The organism is Metabacillus rhizolycopersici, from assembly GCF_020075705.1.
Map to the genome: position 1 here is coordinate 37179 of NZ_JAIQUM010000010.1, position 18067 is coordinate 55245.

At 35.1% G+C, this 18067-nt stretch carries 15 protein-coding genes and 1 pseudogene; 9 read left to right on the forward strand and 7 right to left on the reverse strand.

All coding sequences use genetic code 11. The features are described from left to right. Nucleotides 1-153: 153 nt before the first annotated feature. The 3 genes and pseudogenes from K9V48_RS06810 to K9V48_RS06820 form a co-directional block, all read left to right on the forward strand. Complete coding sequence (locus K9V48_RS06810; RefSeq protein WP_224137960.1) at nucleotides 154-681, forward strand: acyl-CoA thioesterase; 528 nt, start codon at nucleotides 154-156, stop codon at nucleotides 679-681. Nucleotides 682-719: 38 nt separating this feature from the next. Further along, nucleotides 720-869 carry a hypothetical protein gene (locus tag K9V48_RS06815; RefSeq protein WP_224138031.1) on the forward strand — a complete coding sequence of 50 codons (150 nt, stop codon included), beginning with the start codon at nucleotides 720-722 and terminating at the stop codon, nucleotides 867-869. Nucleotides 870-952: 83 nt separating this feature from the next. Further along, a pseudogene (locus K9V48_RS06820) lies at nucleotides 953-1228 on the forward strand (citrate transporter); the annotation flags it as partial. An 82-nt stretch (nucleotides 1229-1310) separates the two neighbouring features. Here the strand turns inward: K9V48_RS06820 and K9V48_RS06825 are convergent. Further along, nucleotides 1311-2018, reverse strand: a complete 708-nt coding sequence (locus tag K9V48_RS06825) for a DNA alkylation repair protein (protein ID WP_224137961.1) — start codon at nucleotides 2016-2018, stop codon at nucleotides 1311-1313. A 163-nt stretch (nucleotides 2019-2181) separates the two neighbouring features. Further along, nucleotides 2182-2604 (reverse strand): VOC family protein, encoded by a 423-nt coding sequence (locus K9V48_RS06830; RefSeq protein WP_224137962.1) that lies wholly within the window; start codon nucleotides 2602-2604, stop codon nucleotides 2182-2184. 334 nt (nucleotides 2605-2938) lie between these two features. Between K9V48_RS06830 and K9V48_RS06835 the strand changes: the two genes are divergently transcribed. The 5 genes from K9V48_RS06835 to K9V48_RS06855 all read left to right on the forward strand — a co-directional run bounded on the left by K9V48_RS06835 (nucleotide 2939) and on the right by K9V48_RS06855 (nucleotide 7352). Continuing rightward, complete coding sequence (locus K9V48_RS06835) at nucleotides 2939-3376, forward strand: GNAT family N-acetyltransferase (RefSeq protein WP_224137963.1); 438 nt, start codon at nucleotides 2939-2941, stop codon at nucleotides 3374-3376. A gap of 12 nt (nucleotides 3377-3388) precedes the next feature. Further along, on the forward strand, nucleotides 3389-4159 hold the full coding sequence (locus K9V48_RS06840; protein ID WP_224137964.1) for a class I SAM-dependent methyltransferase: 771 nt from the start codon (nucleotides 3389-3391) through the stop codon (nucleotides 4157-4159). A gap of 199 nt (nucleotides 4160-4358) precedes the next feature. After that, a complete protein-coding gene (locus K9V48_RS06845) occupies nucleotides 4359-5336 on the forward strand; it encodes a type II toxin-antitoxin system SpoIISA family toxin (protein ID WP_224137965.1) in 978 nt (325 codons plus the stop codon). Between the two features lie 45 nt (nucleotides 5337-5381). Next, nucleotides 5382-5564, forward strand: coding sequence for a hypothetical protein (locus K9V48_RS06850; RefSeq protein ID WP_224137966.1), 183 nt, complete (start codon nucleotides 5382-5384; stop codon nucleotides 5562-5564). 396 nt (nucleotides 5565-5960) lie between these two features. Then, nucleotides 5961-7352: a VanZ family protein gene (locus K9V48_RS06855; protein WP_224137967.1), complete on the forward strand. Its 1392-nt coding sequence runs from the start codon at nucleotides 5961-5963 to the stop codon at nucleotides 7350-7352. 2268 nt (nucleotides 7353-9620) lie between these two features. Here K9V48_RS06855 and K9V48_RS06860 read toward each other — a convergent pair. The 4 genes from K9V48_RS06860 to K9V48_RS06875 all read right to left on the reverse strand — a co-directional run bounded on the left by K9V48_RS06860 (nucleotide 9621) and on the right by K9V48_RS06875 (nucleotide 13798). Next, on the reverse strand, nucleotides 9621-10190 hold the full coding sequence (locus tag K9V48_RS06860) for a recombinase family protein (protein ID WP_224137968.1): 570 nt from the start codon (nucleotides 10188-10190) through the stop codon (nucleotides 9621-9623). Nucleotides 10191-11139: 949 nt separating this feature from the next. Beyond that, nucleotides 11140-11967 carry a dihydrodipicolinate synthase family protein gene (locus K9V48_RS06865; protein WP_224137969.1) on the reverse strand — a complete coding sequence of 276 codons (828 nt, stop codon included), beginning with the start codon at nucleotides 11965-11967 and terminating at the stop codon, nucleotides 11140-11142. A 157-nt stretch (nucleotides 11968-12124) separates the two neighbouring features. Beyond that, nucleotides 12125-12991 carry a PhzF family phenazine biosynthesis protein gene (locus tag K9V48_RS06870; RefSeq protein WP_224137970.1) on the reverse strand — a complete coding sequence of 289 codons (867 nt, stop codon included), beginning with the start codon at nucleotides 12989-12991 and terminating at the stop codon, nucleotides 12125-12127. Between the two features lie 207 nt (nucleotides 12992-13198). After that, the gene (locus tag K9V48_RS06875) at nucleotides 13199-13798 is read right to left on the reverse strand and encodes a helix-turn-helix domain-containing protein (protein WP_438803871.1); all 600 of its coding nucleotides are present in this window, start codon (nucleotides 13796-13798) and stop codon (nucleotides 13199-13201) included. Between the two features lie 128 nt (nucleotides 13799-13926). Between K9V48_RS06875 and K9V48_RS06880 the strand changes: the two genes are divergently transcribed. Further along, a complete protein-coding gene (locus tag K9V48_RS06880) occupies nucleotides 13927-14808 on the forward strand; it encodes a DMT family transporter (protein ID WP_224137972.1) in 882 nt (293 codons plus the stop codon). A 199-nt stretch (nucleotides 14809-15007) separates the two neighbouring features. Here the strand turns inward: K9V48_RS06880 and K9V48_RS06885 are convergent, their stop codons facing one another. Beyond that, on the reverse strand, nucleotides 15008-18007 hold the full coding sequence (locus K9V48_RS06885; protein WP_224137973.1) for a Tn3 family transposase: 3000 nt from the start codon (nucleotides 18005-18007) through the stop codon (nucleotides 15008-15010). Between the last annotated feature and the right edge of the window lie 60 nt (nucleotides 18008-18067).

Below are 18067 nucleotides of genomic sequence, written 5' to 3' on the forward strand. Positions count from 1 at the left end.
AAGGAGCGCTAGATTCTTAATGAGAAGCTAAAAGTAAGTCTTCGAAGCAATCCAGTCTTGAATTCCTATTGACGAGTACATAGGAGTGAAGATAACCCTATAATGATGTAAATATAACGTCAACAGATTGATATGATTTAAGGAGATGTGTGTATGGAGGCAAAATATTGCAAGGAATCACGAGTGATACGAACGAGTCGTGTATTCCCAAACGATGTAAATAATCACAATACGTTATTTGGCGGTAAGTTAATGAGTGATTTGGACCAAGTCGCCTCCATTTCCGCAGCGCGCCATAGTCGAAGAGAATGTGTAACGGCTTCAACTGATTCAGTTGATTTTTTACATCCTGTTCAACCAACAGATTCAGTCTGTTTCGAATCCTATGTGACATGGACAGGCACATCTTCAATGGAGGTATTTGTAAAAATTATAGCTGAAGACTTAAAAAGTGGTAAGCGTAAAATGGCGGCGACTGCCCTCTTAACATTTGTCGCACTTAATGAAAAGAAACGACCGACGCATGTTCCACAAGTGATCCCTGAAACAGAAGAAGAGAGAAAGTTACATGAAACCGCGCCAGAGCGAGCAAGGATGCGTAAAGAAAGAAAACAAAAAAGTAAAGAATTAGCTACGTTTTTAACAACAAATCAGCCCTGGGATCGGCATGTCTTATGTTGATTTTGGTTAAGGTGCAGAAATCAATGAAGTTTTAAATAATGATGATGACAATAAAAAAGAGTAGATTTAGAACAATAAATGAAAAATATGTTGCTTTTGGAATTCCTGATCAGTTTATGGGAAGTGATGAAAAGTTATCTATTGGGGGAATTTATTATGTGGGTGATTACTCTTTATTCAAAGGATAATATTACGATGTTTGAATTTGACACTGAAGAAGAAGGAAGGGAAGCTTTCGAAAACATACAAGGCTGCAAGATTCTTTCTGAGATTCTTTACTTTAATTGATCCTTATTATTTTGGAGTCGTACCTATTATAGCTCAAACGGCTGCGGCATACGGAGTAGATCCAGTAGAAATTGCACGCGCCTCTGTTCTTGGACAACCAATCCATGCGATGAGTCCGTTAATTGCTTCTACTCATTTATTGGTGGGGATGGCCAAGGTAGATTTTGGAGATCATCAAAAATTTATCTTAAAGTGGGCAGTCGGAACTTGTGTAGTCATGATTTTGGTTGCTTTATTTACAGGAGCTATTTCGTTATAAAGAGATTGTAGTCGAATATAAAAAGCTGAAAGCATGCAAGAAAGAAATAAAATTTGCATGCTTTCAGCTTTTGCTAATGATGTTAACACCTTACATGTTTACGTTTAAAACCAAGCATTCCTCGATCTACATCCTTTTGAATGCGTTCGAAAGCAAGGACGATACTGCTTTTTTTCTTATCCCGCTTGATTTCGACTGGACCTACAGCCTTAGCGGTTTCAACTGCCTTATCATGGAGCGGTAAATAGGAAATCCCAACTGTGTAAATAAAATTATTCATAGCGGATTTTGTTCGATCAGGAGAATCGTGAATCGTATTTTTCACCATATCAAGCATGCTCGCAAGCGGGCTTTCGCTAAATTCAGCGTCCGGGCGATTCCCTAACAGCCAGCAGTAACAGCTCCAGCCTGCCGACATTTTAAGTTCTTCACCGCTTGCGATCCATTTATCGGCAACAGCCTGCGCAAATTCAGTTTCTGCTAACGTTACGGCAACGACAAAATCTGATAGCATGTAAAAATATGCGCCATCGATCCAACGCTCAAAATCTGCTTCAGTCATTGCCAGCGGATCTGCAATGATGCCCGCAAAATACATAGCATCATAGTTCCCAGTGGCATAGAGCCGATCGGCTAAAGGCTGATTTTTCTTGATTTTCTTTGCAAGTGGCTTCATTGCACCTGTAGCCACTCCAAAAAGCGGCTCGTGTGCACCATTGCTTATGTATGTCTTTTTCGTTCGTTCCTTGCCGAGCGCTTCTAATTCCTGCATAACCGTTTCGAAATCCATTGTCTTGCACTTCCTTTCTTTCTAAACATCCCTAGTTCATTGTCACTCTTCATACATTCTTGAACCCAATCCGATTATCCTGTCTATTTAGTAAAAAAAGAGCTGCCTAAACAGCTCAGTGATCTTCAACTTATGTACTAAATAGCAGAAGGGAATGGTGCTTTTAAAGCTCTAATGTTGAAATCTGCCAGGTTACACCGAATTTATCTTTTATTTGTCCGTATGAAGGACTCCAAGGCGTTTCTTGTAGGGGCATGATCACTTCGCCACCTTCTTGTAGCTTTTCAAATACTTCTTTTGATGTTTTCACATCATTCAGGGTGATTGCTACATCAACTTGTGAGCCAGTCTCATATGGTTGACCTGGGAATGTATCAGATAGCATAAGGAACGTACTACCGACCTTTAATTGTGCGTGCACGACAAGATCCTTTGCTTCAGCAGGAAGCGAAAACTCTGGGTTTTCAGGCAAGTCTCCGTACGTTTGAACTCCAAGAACCTCTGCCTCAAATGCATTTTCATAAAATTTCACAGCTTCTTTTCCATTACCATTCATTCGTAAATAAGCATGAGCTCCTAAAATCATACATACACACCTCTTTTTTCATGATATCCCTAATAGGGAACGTACATTCGTAATGATAGCACATATTTCATGTAGATGGAATAATCATCTTACACTATTTTGCCACAGATTCGAACGCTAATAACCATTTTTTATCTTTCTATGATCAACAAAACAGCCCACATAATCTTCTCTAAGGAAGAATAAAATTTCTTTATAATCTAAACGGTTTGTAGCAGGTGGAACAAAATAAGACGGAGTATCTATTAGTGAACATGTATTTTTCTAAAAATATCGTAGAATACATACTCAGCCTTACATGATTTCAGCAAAATCTAAAAGAGGAGATTCAGTGATGGATACTTTAACAATTAAAGAGCTTCAATCACATAATGAAATAATTGAGGCATTCTCAATCATGAAGCAGCTACGAACTCAGCTTGATGAAAGATCTTATCTTGATTTAGTGGCTGAGGCTCAAGAAAAAGAGAAATACAAAATGTTTGCCTTATTCGATCATGATGAAATGGTTGCAGTAATTGGTTTTAAATCAATGATCACACTCTATTATGGTCGATTCGTTTGGGTTTGTGACTTAGTGACAGATACAAACCAGCGTGCAAAAGGATACGGGAAAAAGCTGCTTACATATGCTCATGAATGGGCAATAGCAAATAAGTATGAAAGGATTGCTTTATCTTCAGGACTACAGCGCATAGATGCCCATCGTTTTTATGAAAATAAAATGAAGTATGACAAAGTAAGTTATGTGTTTACAACATCTTTAAAATAAGGAGGAAACCCAATGGATATCAAAAAGGACGTTCAAAAGCAATTTGGTCGTAGTGCTGATGCTTATGTGAAAAGCAAAGGACACAGTAAAGGTGCTGATTTAAAAAAATTAGTAGAAATGGCTTGTCCAACAGGAAGGGAAGAAGTGCTTGATGTAGCTACAGGTGGGGGACATACAGCGAACGCGCTCGCTCCCCTTGTCCAAAAGGTGACAGCCCTGGATTTGACACCAGAAATGCTAGCGGCTGCTGAAAGGTTTATAAAAGGAAACGGACATGCTAACGTTGTGTTTGTTGCAGGCGATGCTGAAAAACTACCTTTTCCCGACGAAACCTTTGATATCGTGACTTGTCGTATTGCCCCTCACCATTTTCCAAACGTTGAACATTTTATAAGGGAAGCTTATCGTGTTTTAAAAGCCGGGGGACAATTTTTAGTAGACGATAACGTTGCTCCTGAGGACGATGAATTTGATCACTTTTATAATGAGATTGAAAAAATGAGAGACTATAGTCATTATCGAGCATGGAAAAAGACAGAGTGGCTACAAATGCTCGAATTAAATGGATTTGAAACACAGCAATTGTACCGCTTTGAAAAACGGTTTGAGTTTGAGAGCTGGTGTGATCGCATGCATTTGTCAGACATAGAGAAAACAGCTTTAAACGAATTGATTGTAAAAGCTTCGGAAAAGGTGAAACACAAATTTCGTATTCAGCTCAATGACACTCAGGTTGTATCCTTTTTAGGGGAGGCTATGTTGTTACAAGCAACGAAGTTATGAAAAATTAAACTCAAATCTGCTAGATAAATAGATTGGTCATCTTTTCATAATTGGGTTTACGCGCTAACTCTCAAGATCTAAAAAAGTATTTTCGTATGAAACCTTCTCTTTCTAGAGGAGGTTTTTTCATTGTTTATTTGATAAACTAAAGTGGTTTATACATAGAAGAAATGTACTGATAGTTAAAAGGGGAGTTGGAATGGACGTACATATTGGAAAGAAGAAGATTCATTTTTTATGGGTATTTGGAATTTTACTTAGTTTGTCGGCAACGATTGTATCTGTGTTGCTGTATGTTTTTCATGTTCCATTTATGAAAATGATGTTTGGTGGAGTGGCTCTTCTTTTACTGATTGTCCTAGCTTACTATTGGATGAACAGTAAAGGATATCATAACAACCTAGGTCGAATACGAAGAACCTTTTATACGATGTTTTTGCTCTTTGTTATTTACGGCATTATTTCAGGAAATATCGACTACAATGATTGGAAGCTTCTCACGCAGTTGGCTGCGTTAGCTTTATTTGTAGATTTAGCAGTGTTTCAGAATCCTAACATTTTAAAAATTTGGAACACAGAATTAAAACATGAAGATGAAGTGAGAGAAGCCTTGTCAGAAAGTAAGAAAGTCATTCTGAAAAACGCGAAAAAGGTAGAGAAGTTTTCACAAATCATTCAATACACAAATGTTCATTTTAATGAAAGACCAATCCCTGTTACGATGAATGAATACAAAGATCAATTGAAGGAGTATTTGGAACTGTATTCCGATACATTAAGCTTCTCTATTTCATTCTTTCTGTTTGCTTCACCAACAGATGAAGAACAGAAGAAGGAAAACATTAAAACACAAATTGATAACATTAGCATTAGGCATGCAATTGAATTTTTACATAAACAGGAAGATCGAGATGCGATGGTAAACTCCTTTTCAAGAGGGGAAACGCTTATTTTAAAAGAAGGAGAACTCATTGCCATCCCGTATTTCGGTGATTTTTACAGCTTGATTGTGACCATTGAAAGCAAAGAAGGGTTAGTTGATGGCATTGATGCATCTCATATTTTAAATCTGCTAGTCATCTTTGATTGGTATATGACGGATGCTGAAGAAATTATGAACGAGGAAGCACAAGAGAATGCAGAAAATGATCGGTATGTAGATGAACAGGAAAAATGAGTGTGTTATAATAAAGAGAGAACAATGTAAAGGGGGATGCTTCATATGCAAAAAAGAAGAGTAGCAATTGTCACTGGTAAGTCGTCAGGGCTTAGAAGAGGCAAAGTCAAAACAAGAGCGGCATCCGATAACTCTTTAAAGCCAAAAACTCGTATAGCGGTAGCCGAAGGGTTCAATGATGTGCTGTCTGCCAACGACAAAGCGGTTGAACTCACTTACACAAGATAAAAGAATAATAGATTGAAAGAAAAAGCGAGGAGTCAACAAGCTCCTCGCTTTTTTGATGTATAAAAGAGAGGCTCCCTGTATAGGATGGATAACAAGAAGCTATACGGGAGTGAGAAAAATGGGTTTAAAGCGATCAATCAAAAGAAAAACCACACAACCTCACACAAAAGTTCCGAATTTTGGATTTGGAAAAACCATTGAGAAAATTGAGAAAGCCATTCGTTTGTTGGATAATAGGAAGTAAATGTTAAAAGAGTCTTTTCTTGAAATAAGAGAAGGCTTTTTTGTTGCTTAGAAAACGTTAGGTGCTTAATGTTTCTCAATATTTCAAGAAGTGATATAGTGAATAAGTGTAAAATTTTAGAAATAGAAACATAGTTTTGAGGGAGAGAGGAAATGAGATTACAAGAAATCATTGGCATCGTAAGAGAATATTTTCTTTTAGCATTCATGGCATTAATTGTTTTAGGGGTTGTTTTCTTTATCGGGTATTTCATTGTCTACCGAAAGCTTTTAAAAGGAAAGAAACGACTTCCAAAGAAGCAATTGTTTTTTGGAGGCTTGTTTATTGGATATGTAATCATGGTGCTAGGAGTAACCTTTTTAAATAGAGGCTCGGATTTTTATGGTGGAATGAATTTATCCTTTTTCAGTACTTACAGGGAAGCCTGGTATAACTTTAACGTGAGACATTGGCAGTTCGTGATTTTAAATATAGTCATGTTTGTACCGTTCGGTATTCTTTTTCCACTACTGTATTCACGCTTTAAAAGAGCGATTTGGACAATCGGAGTGGCATTCTTCTTTACTCTTTCGATTGAAATCTCCCAATTCATTACAGGGTATGGAAACTTTGATATTGATGATCTATTTAATAATTTACTTGGTGCGATTATCGGCTATGGAATCACGAATGGGTTCATCACAATGAAAGAAAAAAGAATCAAACCATCTTTACTATCCTTTTCACCTTTATTGCTAGTATTGATTTTGTTCGGAAGCACATTTACAGTTTATCATTTGAAAGAGTTTGGGAATCTTTCTATCGCGCCCATTTATAAAACGAATATGGCACAATCAACAATCACTACTGATGTACAGCTTAGTGATCAAAAACAAACCGTTCCAATATATAAAGCACCGAGCTATACGAAGAAAGCTGCTAATGAATTTGTCATCGATTTTTTTAAAAGAATGCACCTTGGTACATTCAATATGGAAATTATTTCCTATCACGATGACGGGGTTTATTGGATCAGAGGGAAGGAATCTTATAATATATGGTTTCGATACTTAGATGGAAGTTATAGCTATACGGATTACTCAAGCTTCGGCGAAGATAAAGAGCGACAAGACGTAGATGAAGAAACCTTAAAAGGAAGCTTAGCGAAATTCAACATAGAGATTCCACAAGACTCGCAGTTTCAAAAAGTCGATACTGGTACTTATGAGTGGACGGTAGATAAAAAGGTGATAGGCAAGCAGCTATTAAATGGTTCTTTAACGGCAAGTTATTATAACGATGATACAGTGAAGGTAATTGACAATCAATTAGTAACCTATAACAAGGTAAGAAATATTCAAATAAAGAGCGAACAAAAAGCGTATAAAGAAATTTTAGACGGGGAATTTAAATATTATTCTGAAAATAAAATGATAAAAAACTTACATATTCATAATATAGAGGTAAGCTACTATCTAGATTCCAAAGGCTATTATCAACCTGTTTATGCTTTCCATAGTACAGTAGATGGGGATGATCTGACTATTTTAATTCCGGGAATCTAGAAAACTTAAGTCCTAAAATGAAAGGAAGTGGAGAAAAAATAAGTTAATTTTCTTCACTTCCTTTATTTAATCAGTTTTAAAATAACACAGAAGTAATAAATGCGAATGCAAACGAAAAACAGAATATAAAACAATATGGCTTTGACCGAATTTTTTAAATTGATGAGGTGCAAGGACTACAGTATCTAGATGTATATTTCATTAATATAATGAAAATTAATGATGGACATGTGAAGTTATTAAAAACACCAAGTAAGCATGCACAGCTAGACAGTGTATACTCAGCATTCTATTAAGGAACAGTATCATAACTTTGATCAGCAGCGTTACCCAAATTTGCAAGAATTGTTAGCAACATTTAATGTGGATGTTCACCGAGAAAAAACAGAACACAAAAAAAGTGCTAAAGACTTTTTAGATGATATTTTTAGTTAGAGTATTAAAAAATCACTTTCACTACAGATATGTAGCATGAAAGTGATTTTTTATATAATGCATCTTGTTAAAATAACTTCAAAAGAAAATTAACGAATTATTTTCATAAAAAATATTATAACATTCGTGTTTAAATAGCGAAAATACAATTCTCCCATCGGCTGGACACTTCATAATTTGAATAAAACACGAACGTTTTAATTAGAAAACGTTCTTTTAATTAAAGAGATTTTAAATTTACTTTGTTTTTCTATATATGTAAATTAACGTTTGCGAAGGTATGCCGTAAGTGATGTAGCCTAAAGCGGGAGGGAGGCCAGCCTTTTGTAACACATTTTTAAAGATGACATGCAAACCGTACGGATCTAATGCTTTCCTGTGTTTCTAAATAAAAATATGTTCAGAAGGATACGTTTGATATGGTCTCAAAGATTCTTGATAGGCCTTTAGAAGCGGATTTAAGTGTGGATGAAGGGGTAATATCCTTCTTTTTTGCCTTTAAAAATCAACTTGTTCCCATGTTAATGAAACGAGTTCAGAACGTCTCAGACCGGTTGTTACTAACAATATTAAACATTACCTCATTTCGTTTCGCAAAACATGATTGATTGCTTCTAAATTAGGTGCCGAGTAGACAAGCGTTGTGTAGAATTTATATAGCATAAAATATTATTATATTGCCAATTATCAGAATATTGTCTCCAAGAATAAACACTAATCTAAAAAACAATAAGGAAAGCATGAGAATTAACAAATGTGGCTTGTATTTTGTAATATACTGTCATAACTAATATTAGCTTTGTAACAATAATGAGTAGAATAAAATTTAGTTTAGACTTTTTTGTCCTTGTACAGTCCTGAACAAACCGATGAACTGCTGATGTGGATTTAATACATCTAAATTAGAAGATCGGTCATTAGACTTTAAAAAGTCATAGAAAATTTTAAAATCAAAATCATAGCTGTCAATCGTATTTATTAAATAGTTTTTTCAACTTGCAAATACATTAAAAAATCATCAACAGATTGAGAATAATTCATTTATATTAACCTCCAACATAGTTACTTATTAGACCGATCCAATTCATTATGGTTAATTTGAAGGGGAGAAGTTCCCCATAAAAATCATGATGGAAACTTGGACGGATTACTTATTGGTACTCTTATGTTTTATTCTAGTTTACATAATATATATTCTAGGAAGTTAAATCATTATCATGTTTTCTGTCTCAAATGAAGAGTTTACTCAAGTAAATGAGACGAAAACAAAAATTTTTATTAATTAATAATTTTTCGTTATTTATTTTGTTGCTAAATCATATCAACTTCAACTATTACATCTAAATTTATAGATCACTTCACATTTGTTTTGCTAATAACTTAACATAGTTTTAGACTAATCGTTTTATATTCTTAGATTTACATGTTATTTAAATTAACTTCACTTATTATTCTCACTACTACATTTGGGGAATATTTCTTATTTATTTCCTGATATAATTTTTATCAGGTTTCTATTCTAAAAATTTGCCAAACTAAAAAATCAACTTTTTTGTAGTTTTTTAAGTAAATTCCTCTTTGTTCGCAAAATAAGTATATTTACAATCTTAAATGCAACTAAAATCTTTTCAGGTTTTTTCCTAGAAGATCTTCACTATACATTAAATAATATTGCTTTTTTGTCTAACTGCCTCCCATTAATTGAACAAAACTACTTCATTAGGATTGCATTATTGCATTATTTATCCACTTTAAGATCCTTCTTTATTGGCTTAGTGACAGGGTTCCTGCTGTAGACCGCAAAGTAAGCTTGGAGAAATAATAAAATGCGCCCTATTTTTTAATTTCTTCAAGCTTCCTTCTATTGACTGCTCTATATAAGGAGCCTTGAGATATTCCAGTTGCCGAAACTATCTCCTTTATAGAATATTCTTTACTATCATACATCCGTAGCGCAACAGTAAGCTTTTCTTTATCCAACTTGGGTCTACCTAATGTTTTTCCACGCCTTTTACTTGCTTCGAGTCCTTCCTTTACTCTTTCAGCAATAAGGTTTCTTTCTAATTCAGCAATGACGCACATCATTTGGAACATGGCTTTGCCCGTAGAGGTTCTTGTATCCATATTTTCTTTTAAAGAAATGAATTGCACCCCCATCTCTTCTAACTGTTGAATAATATTGAGGATATCCAATGTTTTACGCCCTAAACGAGAGATGCTCTCCACTACAACTGTATCGCCTTTCCTGATTACATCAAAAAGTTGATGAAGTCCTTTTCGATCTTTAATCGTACCAGTAAACTTCTCCTTAATTATTTTTTCACAACCATATTCATTAAGCATACCAATTTGCCGATCTAAGTTTTGGTCAATAGTAGACACCCGAGCATAACCAATTATCATTTGTAACCTCCATTAAACTTGTATATTTTTATTTTACTAGAGGAGCCCTTATTGTAAAGGTATTTGGTAATACTTTTGGTAATACTTTTGGTAATCATTTTTGGTAACTGCTAATCTTGATAAAATCAAAGGTCAGTTTGGTGATGAAAAGGTGTTACAAAAATACTGGTTTATGGTAATAGCATGTATTAACATGGCAATAGGTTATTCAGCAATCGGGCCATTATCTACAGTATGTTTTTCCACCGTATTCAACGTATTTTATGATAACAAAAATGGTAGTTTTCTATCTTTGTGGAAGCATTATATACAGTAATTATTTATAGTTTTCAACGTACACAAAGATAGGACTTTATTTGGAGAGGTGGGTATGATAGGCTTGATCGCCTGACGAAACAACTGCTTCAGCCTTTCAAGACAAATCATACCCACAGAGGCTCCAAGTCAAGTCCTTAACCACTTATCTTGGCACACATGTACACAAAGATAAAAGGTGCATTCTATCAGGCTTTTGTCGATAATACTGTAGATAAGGGCCAGATTGTAGAATAACGCCTTTAAAGAAAATTGGATATCTATGTTAAAGTTTAGAAGAGGTTGTGAACATGGGTTTGAAATAAAATCGAACCGTTTTACGGGGCTGTTCCAAAAGTCGATATTTGATCGATTTTTGGAACAGCCCCCTTTTTAGTGGTTGAAGTCACTCTTTCTTTTAGGGGTAGCCTCAGGAAAATGCGGATTTACAACGTTAAGTAAATTACAGCATAAAACAACGATTCCCTTACAACGTTGTTTAGGAACCGATTTTTTAATACTTATTAAGCTGACGAAGCATTTAGTTGAAAAACATTGAGTAAGGAAAATTAAAAAATGTTCAGAAATCGCAACCTACATATTACATGATGAGATAAACATTTTAGTAATCAGTCTAAAATATTTCACTATCTAATTAAATATTTCCTATTGGACTCCTGCAAATCCCCATTGGGATACCCTTATGATTAATGATTTTTTTCAGATTCACAATAGCATTTCCTTGATAAACTTGTTCCATAATATTTTCTATTTTTTCGCTTTCTTGTTTACTTACTTTTTGCTTCATAAGCATTTTTTGAAACCATTGACTAATTTCTGTCGGAGAAACATTCCCAGCAATGGAAGAAAGGCGATCATATCCATGTAATACTTTTTCTTCTAAATCCACTTCTCCACCAGCATAAAAATATAAATCATTTCTATGCATACCGTTTTTTATTCGTTCAACTTTTTCTTTATTGCCAGCATCTTTTATTCCAACCACTAAGTCTATCTTACTTAATTGAATAATACTCTTCTCTGATAAATCAAATCCAGTTCTTTTTGGATTGTTATATAAAATTGTAGGTTTATTACTAAGGTGCATAATCCTCTTTGTATAAACGAATGCTTCTTCTTGTGTCGGTATAACATACGGTGGATACCCAAGCATGATACCTGATATTTTTGTGTGACGAATCTTTTCAGCTAATTCCTCTGCCTCTTTCTGTCTAATTGAAGCCACACCAAATATAATTTCCATATTACTAATGAGTTCTTCTTCCAGTTCTAAACCGTTTATTATTTCAATTTTCTCTTGGAGGTTTAGACTATGCTGTTCTCCAGTAGTTCCAGAGACAAGAACAGATTTTACTCCTTGTTTATACAGGTCTCTTATATGGCTTATTGTCCCTTGAATATTTAAAGATTGATCTTCAAAAAAAGCTGTTGGCACGGCAATATGAACTTTTTCTGTTAGCATTATGTTATCCCCTTTATCATCCTTTTTATCTACTTAAACTAACTGGGCAGAATCCTTTAATAAGTAGTGAGTGCTTCTTATTGAAGGGAATCGCAAGTTTATTAATAAAATTATAAAATATTAGTCTAAAAAAAGCCCGAATTTGGACTTTCTTATGTTAATACCATTCTCCTTTTGCGATTAAAAATACTTTACCCCCTACAAGGATTTGAATGGAATTTTGGGAATTTTTAGCTTGTATATTTAAAATAGATGGTCTTCCCATTTGGAATCCTTGTTCAACTCTGTACACTATGTTTTTACTTTCAAAAAAGTTATGTGCGATAAGGTATCCAGCAAGATTTCCGTTTGCACTTCCAGTCGCAGGATCTTCTGGGAATCCTGTGTCATCTAAAAATACTCTTACATTTAAATCATTTTCTTTTAGTTTGGTTTCAGGAGTAAAGACAAGGATATTTGCTTTTATAACGTTATCAATGAAATTTTGATAATTATTATGATTGATCTTGCAACGATTTACAGCATCCAATGAACAAAGAGGAACAATTACTGCTGGTAATCCAGTTGATACAATTTGAATTGGGAAACGGGAATCAATATCTTCATTTGGTATCTGTAATATTTCGGTGAAAATATCTTGATCAGGAATAATCGTTCCTAATTCGGGTGGGTTTTGCTTCATTATTAATTGTTCACCTTCAATATTTACAGGTATTTGTCCTACTTTAAGGTTTAGAGTTATTTGTTTACTTTCATTGTTTTCTAAAACTTTCTGAATGATAAATGCTGTTCCTAATGTTGGATGACCAGCAAAAGGAACCTCTACATCAGGAGTAAATATTCGAACATCGTATCCTCCGTTGTCTTGTTTGCCAGATAAAATAAATGTTGTTTCATTAAAGTTTATCTCTCTTGCGATCCTTTGCATTTCTTCAGTAGATATAGTTCTCGAGGGAATAAGTACAGCTAATTGGTTACCTTGATATTTTTCTTCTGCGAATACATCAACAATATAAAAATCCATAAATATTACAACTCCTAATTTTTAATTGTAGTATATTATATCATTGCTTATTCAACTAACGGATGCGTTAGCTGAATAAGCTCAATTAAAAAAATCGATTCCTAATGTTGTAAGGGAATCGATTTTTTATGCTGTAATTTGCTTAACGTTGTAAATCCGCATTTTCCTGACGCTACCCCTTTTAATACTTACATGGGGAGGGGCTATTTAAACTAATGATGGAGTTAGTACGAATAAAATATGATTCGGTTCATCACTCTTGTTCAAAAATCGGTGTTTAACATTTGGTGGAATGCGTACGACATCTCCTTCATTTAAAAAATATTCGGTGCCTTCCAGTTCGACATACGCTTGTCCTTTCATGACGACAGCAATTTCTTCTTGGTTGTCGTGTGAATAGTGACTTTCCGTAGTGCTTGCGTGTGCCTTTAAATCCATCATTAAGAGTTCAATATGTGCTTTCATGAAGTCTGGTGTTAACACATCATAGACAATATGATCACTATTCTCACGATATACTTTCTTTCGATCATGTTTTCTCGAAATGAGCGAATCCGTATCAATTTCATTAATGAAGAGGGTAAAGAGTGGCACATTTAATGCTTGCGCAATCAGTTTTAGTACACTTAACGAGGGATTTGCTTGTCCTCTTTCTATTTGGCTAATAAGTGAAGTGCTAATTCCTGCATATTCGGCGAACTCACGAATTGTCATACCATTCTTTTTACGATAATTTAATACCGTTTGCCCGAGGCGATGATTGTTCATAGTAAAGATCCTTTCTAAAATAATGTATGTTTCATTCATTTTGTGCTGACATACTAAACATGGAGAATTAGTACTTTTATAGATTACATAAATATTTTATACTTACGTTTGTACATTATAATGTATTAATTTCATTATTGTAAACAAACATCTAGGGGGAAACAGAATTGAAATCACCACTTATTTCTTACATGACTTTATTTTTTGGCGTATTTGCATTATCGACTTCAGCGATCTTTGTGAAATTAGCAGATGCACCTGCGACAATTACAGCATTTTATCGGATGCTTTTTGCAGCAGTAATGCTTTTGCCATTTTTATTAGTTAATAAAAAGAACCGACAAGAATTACGTTTGTTGTCAAAAAAACAATGGGGACTTGGATTATTATCAGGCGTATTTCTAGCAGCCCATTATGTATTGTGGTTTGAATCATTAAATTACACATCTGTAGCAAGCTCGACGGTTATCGTCACATTACAGCCACTCTTTTCGATGGTTGGCGGCTATTTTCTATTCAAAGAGCGCTTCAGCAAAGGGGCTATAATGGGCTGTCTCGTCGCGATTGCCGGAAGTATTGTCATTGGATGGCAAGATTTTCAAATTAGTGGACAGGCATTATTTGGCGATATACTTGCTTTTATTGCGGCAGGCATCATAACAGCCTACTTCTTCATTGGCCAGCATGTTCGTAAAAGGCTATCTCTTATCCCATATTCAGTTATTAGTTATGGGAGCAGTACATTACTTTTAGGTGTTTTTGCATTCAGTCAGCAAACACCCTTCTTCAATTATTCTGTACAAACATGGTGGTCCTTTATTGGATTAGCGTTTATTGCAACAATTTTAGGGCAAACAATTTTCAATTGGTTGTTGAAATGGCTAAGTACTTCAATTATTTCAATGAGTATATTAGGAGAGACGATTGGAACTTGTATACTCGCTTATTTAATTCTGGATGAGGTTATTTCTTTACAACAAGGTATAGGTATTGCACTCATCTTAATCGGTCTAGCATTATTTTTAATACAGCAAAGAAATAACGAATAAATAATAGAGATTAATTGGCGGTACGAGAATAGATTTAATTGAAGAACATTTATTAGAAGAATATCTTTTAAAATGTATTCCTTGTTCAACTATCGGGCGCATTTCTGAAGGAAGGATTAAGCTCTAGTTCATTACGGAAAACCAGCTAATATCTTGACGGGAGATTAGCTGGTTTTATCACCGTTCAAAATGATGAAAACTATGAAACTCTCAACTTAATAGGTATTCGCTGATCCATATCGAGTTCAAAGGTTCCGTATGGGTTGACATGATGATAAAATAAAGGTGTTAATCCCCTAAAATCTTCTGAAGTCATTTTCTTCAACCAATATTGGTTATTGTCATAAAGTACTTCTTGTACCATTAAGGTATTCATATAGACTAAGCAATTTTGCAGCAATTGAAGTGATAAGGCGGACACCTCTTGATCTTCTATCGAATTGGAACGAATCTCACTGTTTTTTCCATAGAAAATATAGGTATTCACCGAGTTCCATTGTTCCACTGTATTTAATCCTTCATGGATCTCCCTACGAATCTCTTCATAGTTTAAATAATCACATAAAAAGATTGTTTTAATCGCTTTTCCTAATTCACATAAAGCCAGATAGGTTGGATGTTTCGTATCCCTTGTAAATCGCTTTAAAATGGCTTCTGCTGATGCGGTTCCCAATCGTAAGGCAGTTGCGTACTTAATGATTTGTTCATACTGTTGACGGATAAGATCCCAATTAATCGGTCTACTTAGAATCGGTTGCAGGTGAGGATATTCCTCATTCATGCCAGCTTCTGGACGATATAACTTTTGAGACCCGATATTTTTAAAGCGTGGCATCAGTTTAAATCCAAGTAGATGACAAAAAGCAAAAGCAACGACACTTTGTCCGTGTGTATCGACATAATTCCTGTCAACTTCCATGTCCGTACAGTGGCGAAGAACCCCTTCCATCATTGCTGCCACTTCCGAAGAAAGGCAGGACTTTAGCTGAGAATAAATACAAGCTGACTTGCGATCTGTATGCCAATAGATCATGACTCCATGTTTCTTGTAGCGAGGATGCCATTCAGAAAGCAGGTTCTGGTCCCAAGAGCCAAAATGTTTTGAATCGGAAGCACATGCAGTGGTAGCTTCTCCCCATACCTCTTTCATTCGATTGTAGATGATATGGTTGGTAACCTCTGCGTTGGCTTTTCGCAAATGATCCTTATGAATAAATTTTTGACGTATATACCGAAGTTCCCGATAACTATCTAGATGGTTCCCAGCAGAAACAGTTTTCAAACCTGTATTTGTTCCCAATCCAAATAAACTTAGAAGAAGTCGTCGTTGGACGGTTTCTCGATCTAAAATCTCTCGATTGGCTGTTGTTTTAAAGTGTTTGGTAAACTGCGTGTGAAAATCTGTTTCTTTTAGTAAATCCAATAGGTTAATGTCGGTCCAACGGTTCTTAATCTCCTGTTTAAGCATCGCCACATGTGGAGGTTCTGGTTGCTTTTCTAGTGGAGTAACTCTAATCCATCCTTTATTATTTTTGGTAGTAATCGCTACGTTTTCGTTACTTTGATCTCCTAGCCCTTGATTCAATAAATGGAGTTTATCTTTCAGCAACTGTATAATATCTTTGATAAAAGGCTCTACATCAAGAGGAGCTTTCAGTGCTTGAAAATATTCTTCCTTGTGCTCATCAAAATCTTGAGGGAGATCTTCATCCGGATTTCGATACCGATCGGCTCCCTCAATCCAAATTTCTTTACAACGAAGTCGAGTGCGAAGCGATTGTATTACAGCAATTTCATAATTGATTCGATTTACTCTTTCTATTCCTTTGCTGTCTGTCTCAATAATGACATCTTTCCATTTCGGCTGAATTACGCCTTCTATGGGGACCTCATCTCCAGCAGCAAAATAACGCTGCCCACTACTTTCTCCATACTCTTGAATAAGTTGGATAGCCTTGACAATCGGCTGATGAAATTGATTATTCGAGCGAAAAGTAAGGTTGTTTAATATTTTAGAAAGGGACTTTCGATAATGCCCTTGGTAAGAAGAATGCATTTTCGTATAGATTTTTTCTTTGTACTCCCGGTTATTTTTTGTCATGTCCTTAATAATATCTCGAATCATATCAGAGCTAACAATAGGGAATAGAGTATCTTGAATAACCCCTTCTGGGTGATCTACGGTTGCTTTCAATAAATTGACAATATGTTTATTTTTCCCTTGGACTCTTTCTAATTCTTCTACTGCTTCTTTTCGGGTTGTATTTTTGGCCTTATTTCCGAATTTAAGTGTAATTTCATCCAATAAATCAGCTAAATAATCAATGACTTCCTCATGACGATGTGAAAATAAAATGGCAAGAAGGGTATGGCGAATGGGTGCAGGGTGTGCACGCAATTCCGTTACGGTTTCTGTAGCTGCACGAAGTCGATATTTCTTTACTAATTTCGGAGTCAAATGATGAAATAATCTTGGAGGAATGTGTAGATGCCGAATCGCTAACAGTTTTTTAACTTCCATTTCTATGGTGTTTACACTTGGTTTGCTAGGGGAAGATAAAAGTTGACGAAAAGTTAAAATATCTGATTCCTTTTCATTATGAAACTCTTCTTCAAAACCTTCTGGTGATACCTCATCAGCATAAGATTCCAGAAGCGCATCTAATCGTGAACAAGTCTTAGGAGACAGCTGCTGATAGGTCGATTTATACAAATTCTTTTCAAAAGCATCAATGGCTGAATCAATCATTCTCTTTAAACTTCCATTTGAAGGAGGTTCGACTTTCCACTTGTGAAACAGACTGTATGCCTGACTTTTTAAATAGTCAATATCGTGTGTAAAGTGAACTTGTTCGTTTAACCAATCTGTCAAAAGATCGTTGTCCTTTGCCGTAAGTTCTCTAAAACCGAAGAATTCCCTAATTTGCTTTCGATGGTAAGTAAAATTTCTTTCCTCTGCTCCCCAACGATACTCCTCAAAAAGATCTGCGGATATTTCCAATTGATGCGCTATATATTCAACTACGACCTTTGGAATATCTTGTTTCTTGGGCGGAAATCTAGCCTCTTGTTGAAAGTACTTTAATAATACTGCAAATCCTAAACGACTTGCCCCTGTTTTATTACCAATCAGTTTTCTTTCAATTGGTAATACTACAAAGTGTTCCAGTAGCCCATCTTCATTCCAATTTCGTTTCATAATCCTCTTCCCCTAATCTTAAAGTAATTTCTAATTTGAGTGTAATCTATTGATTAAAGG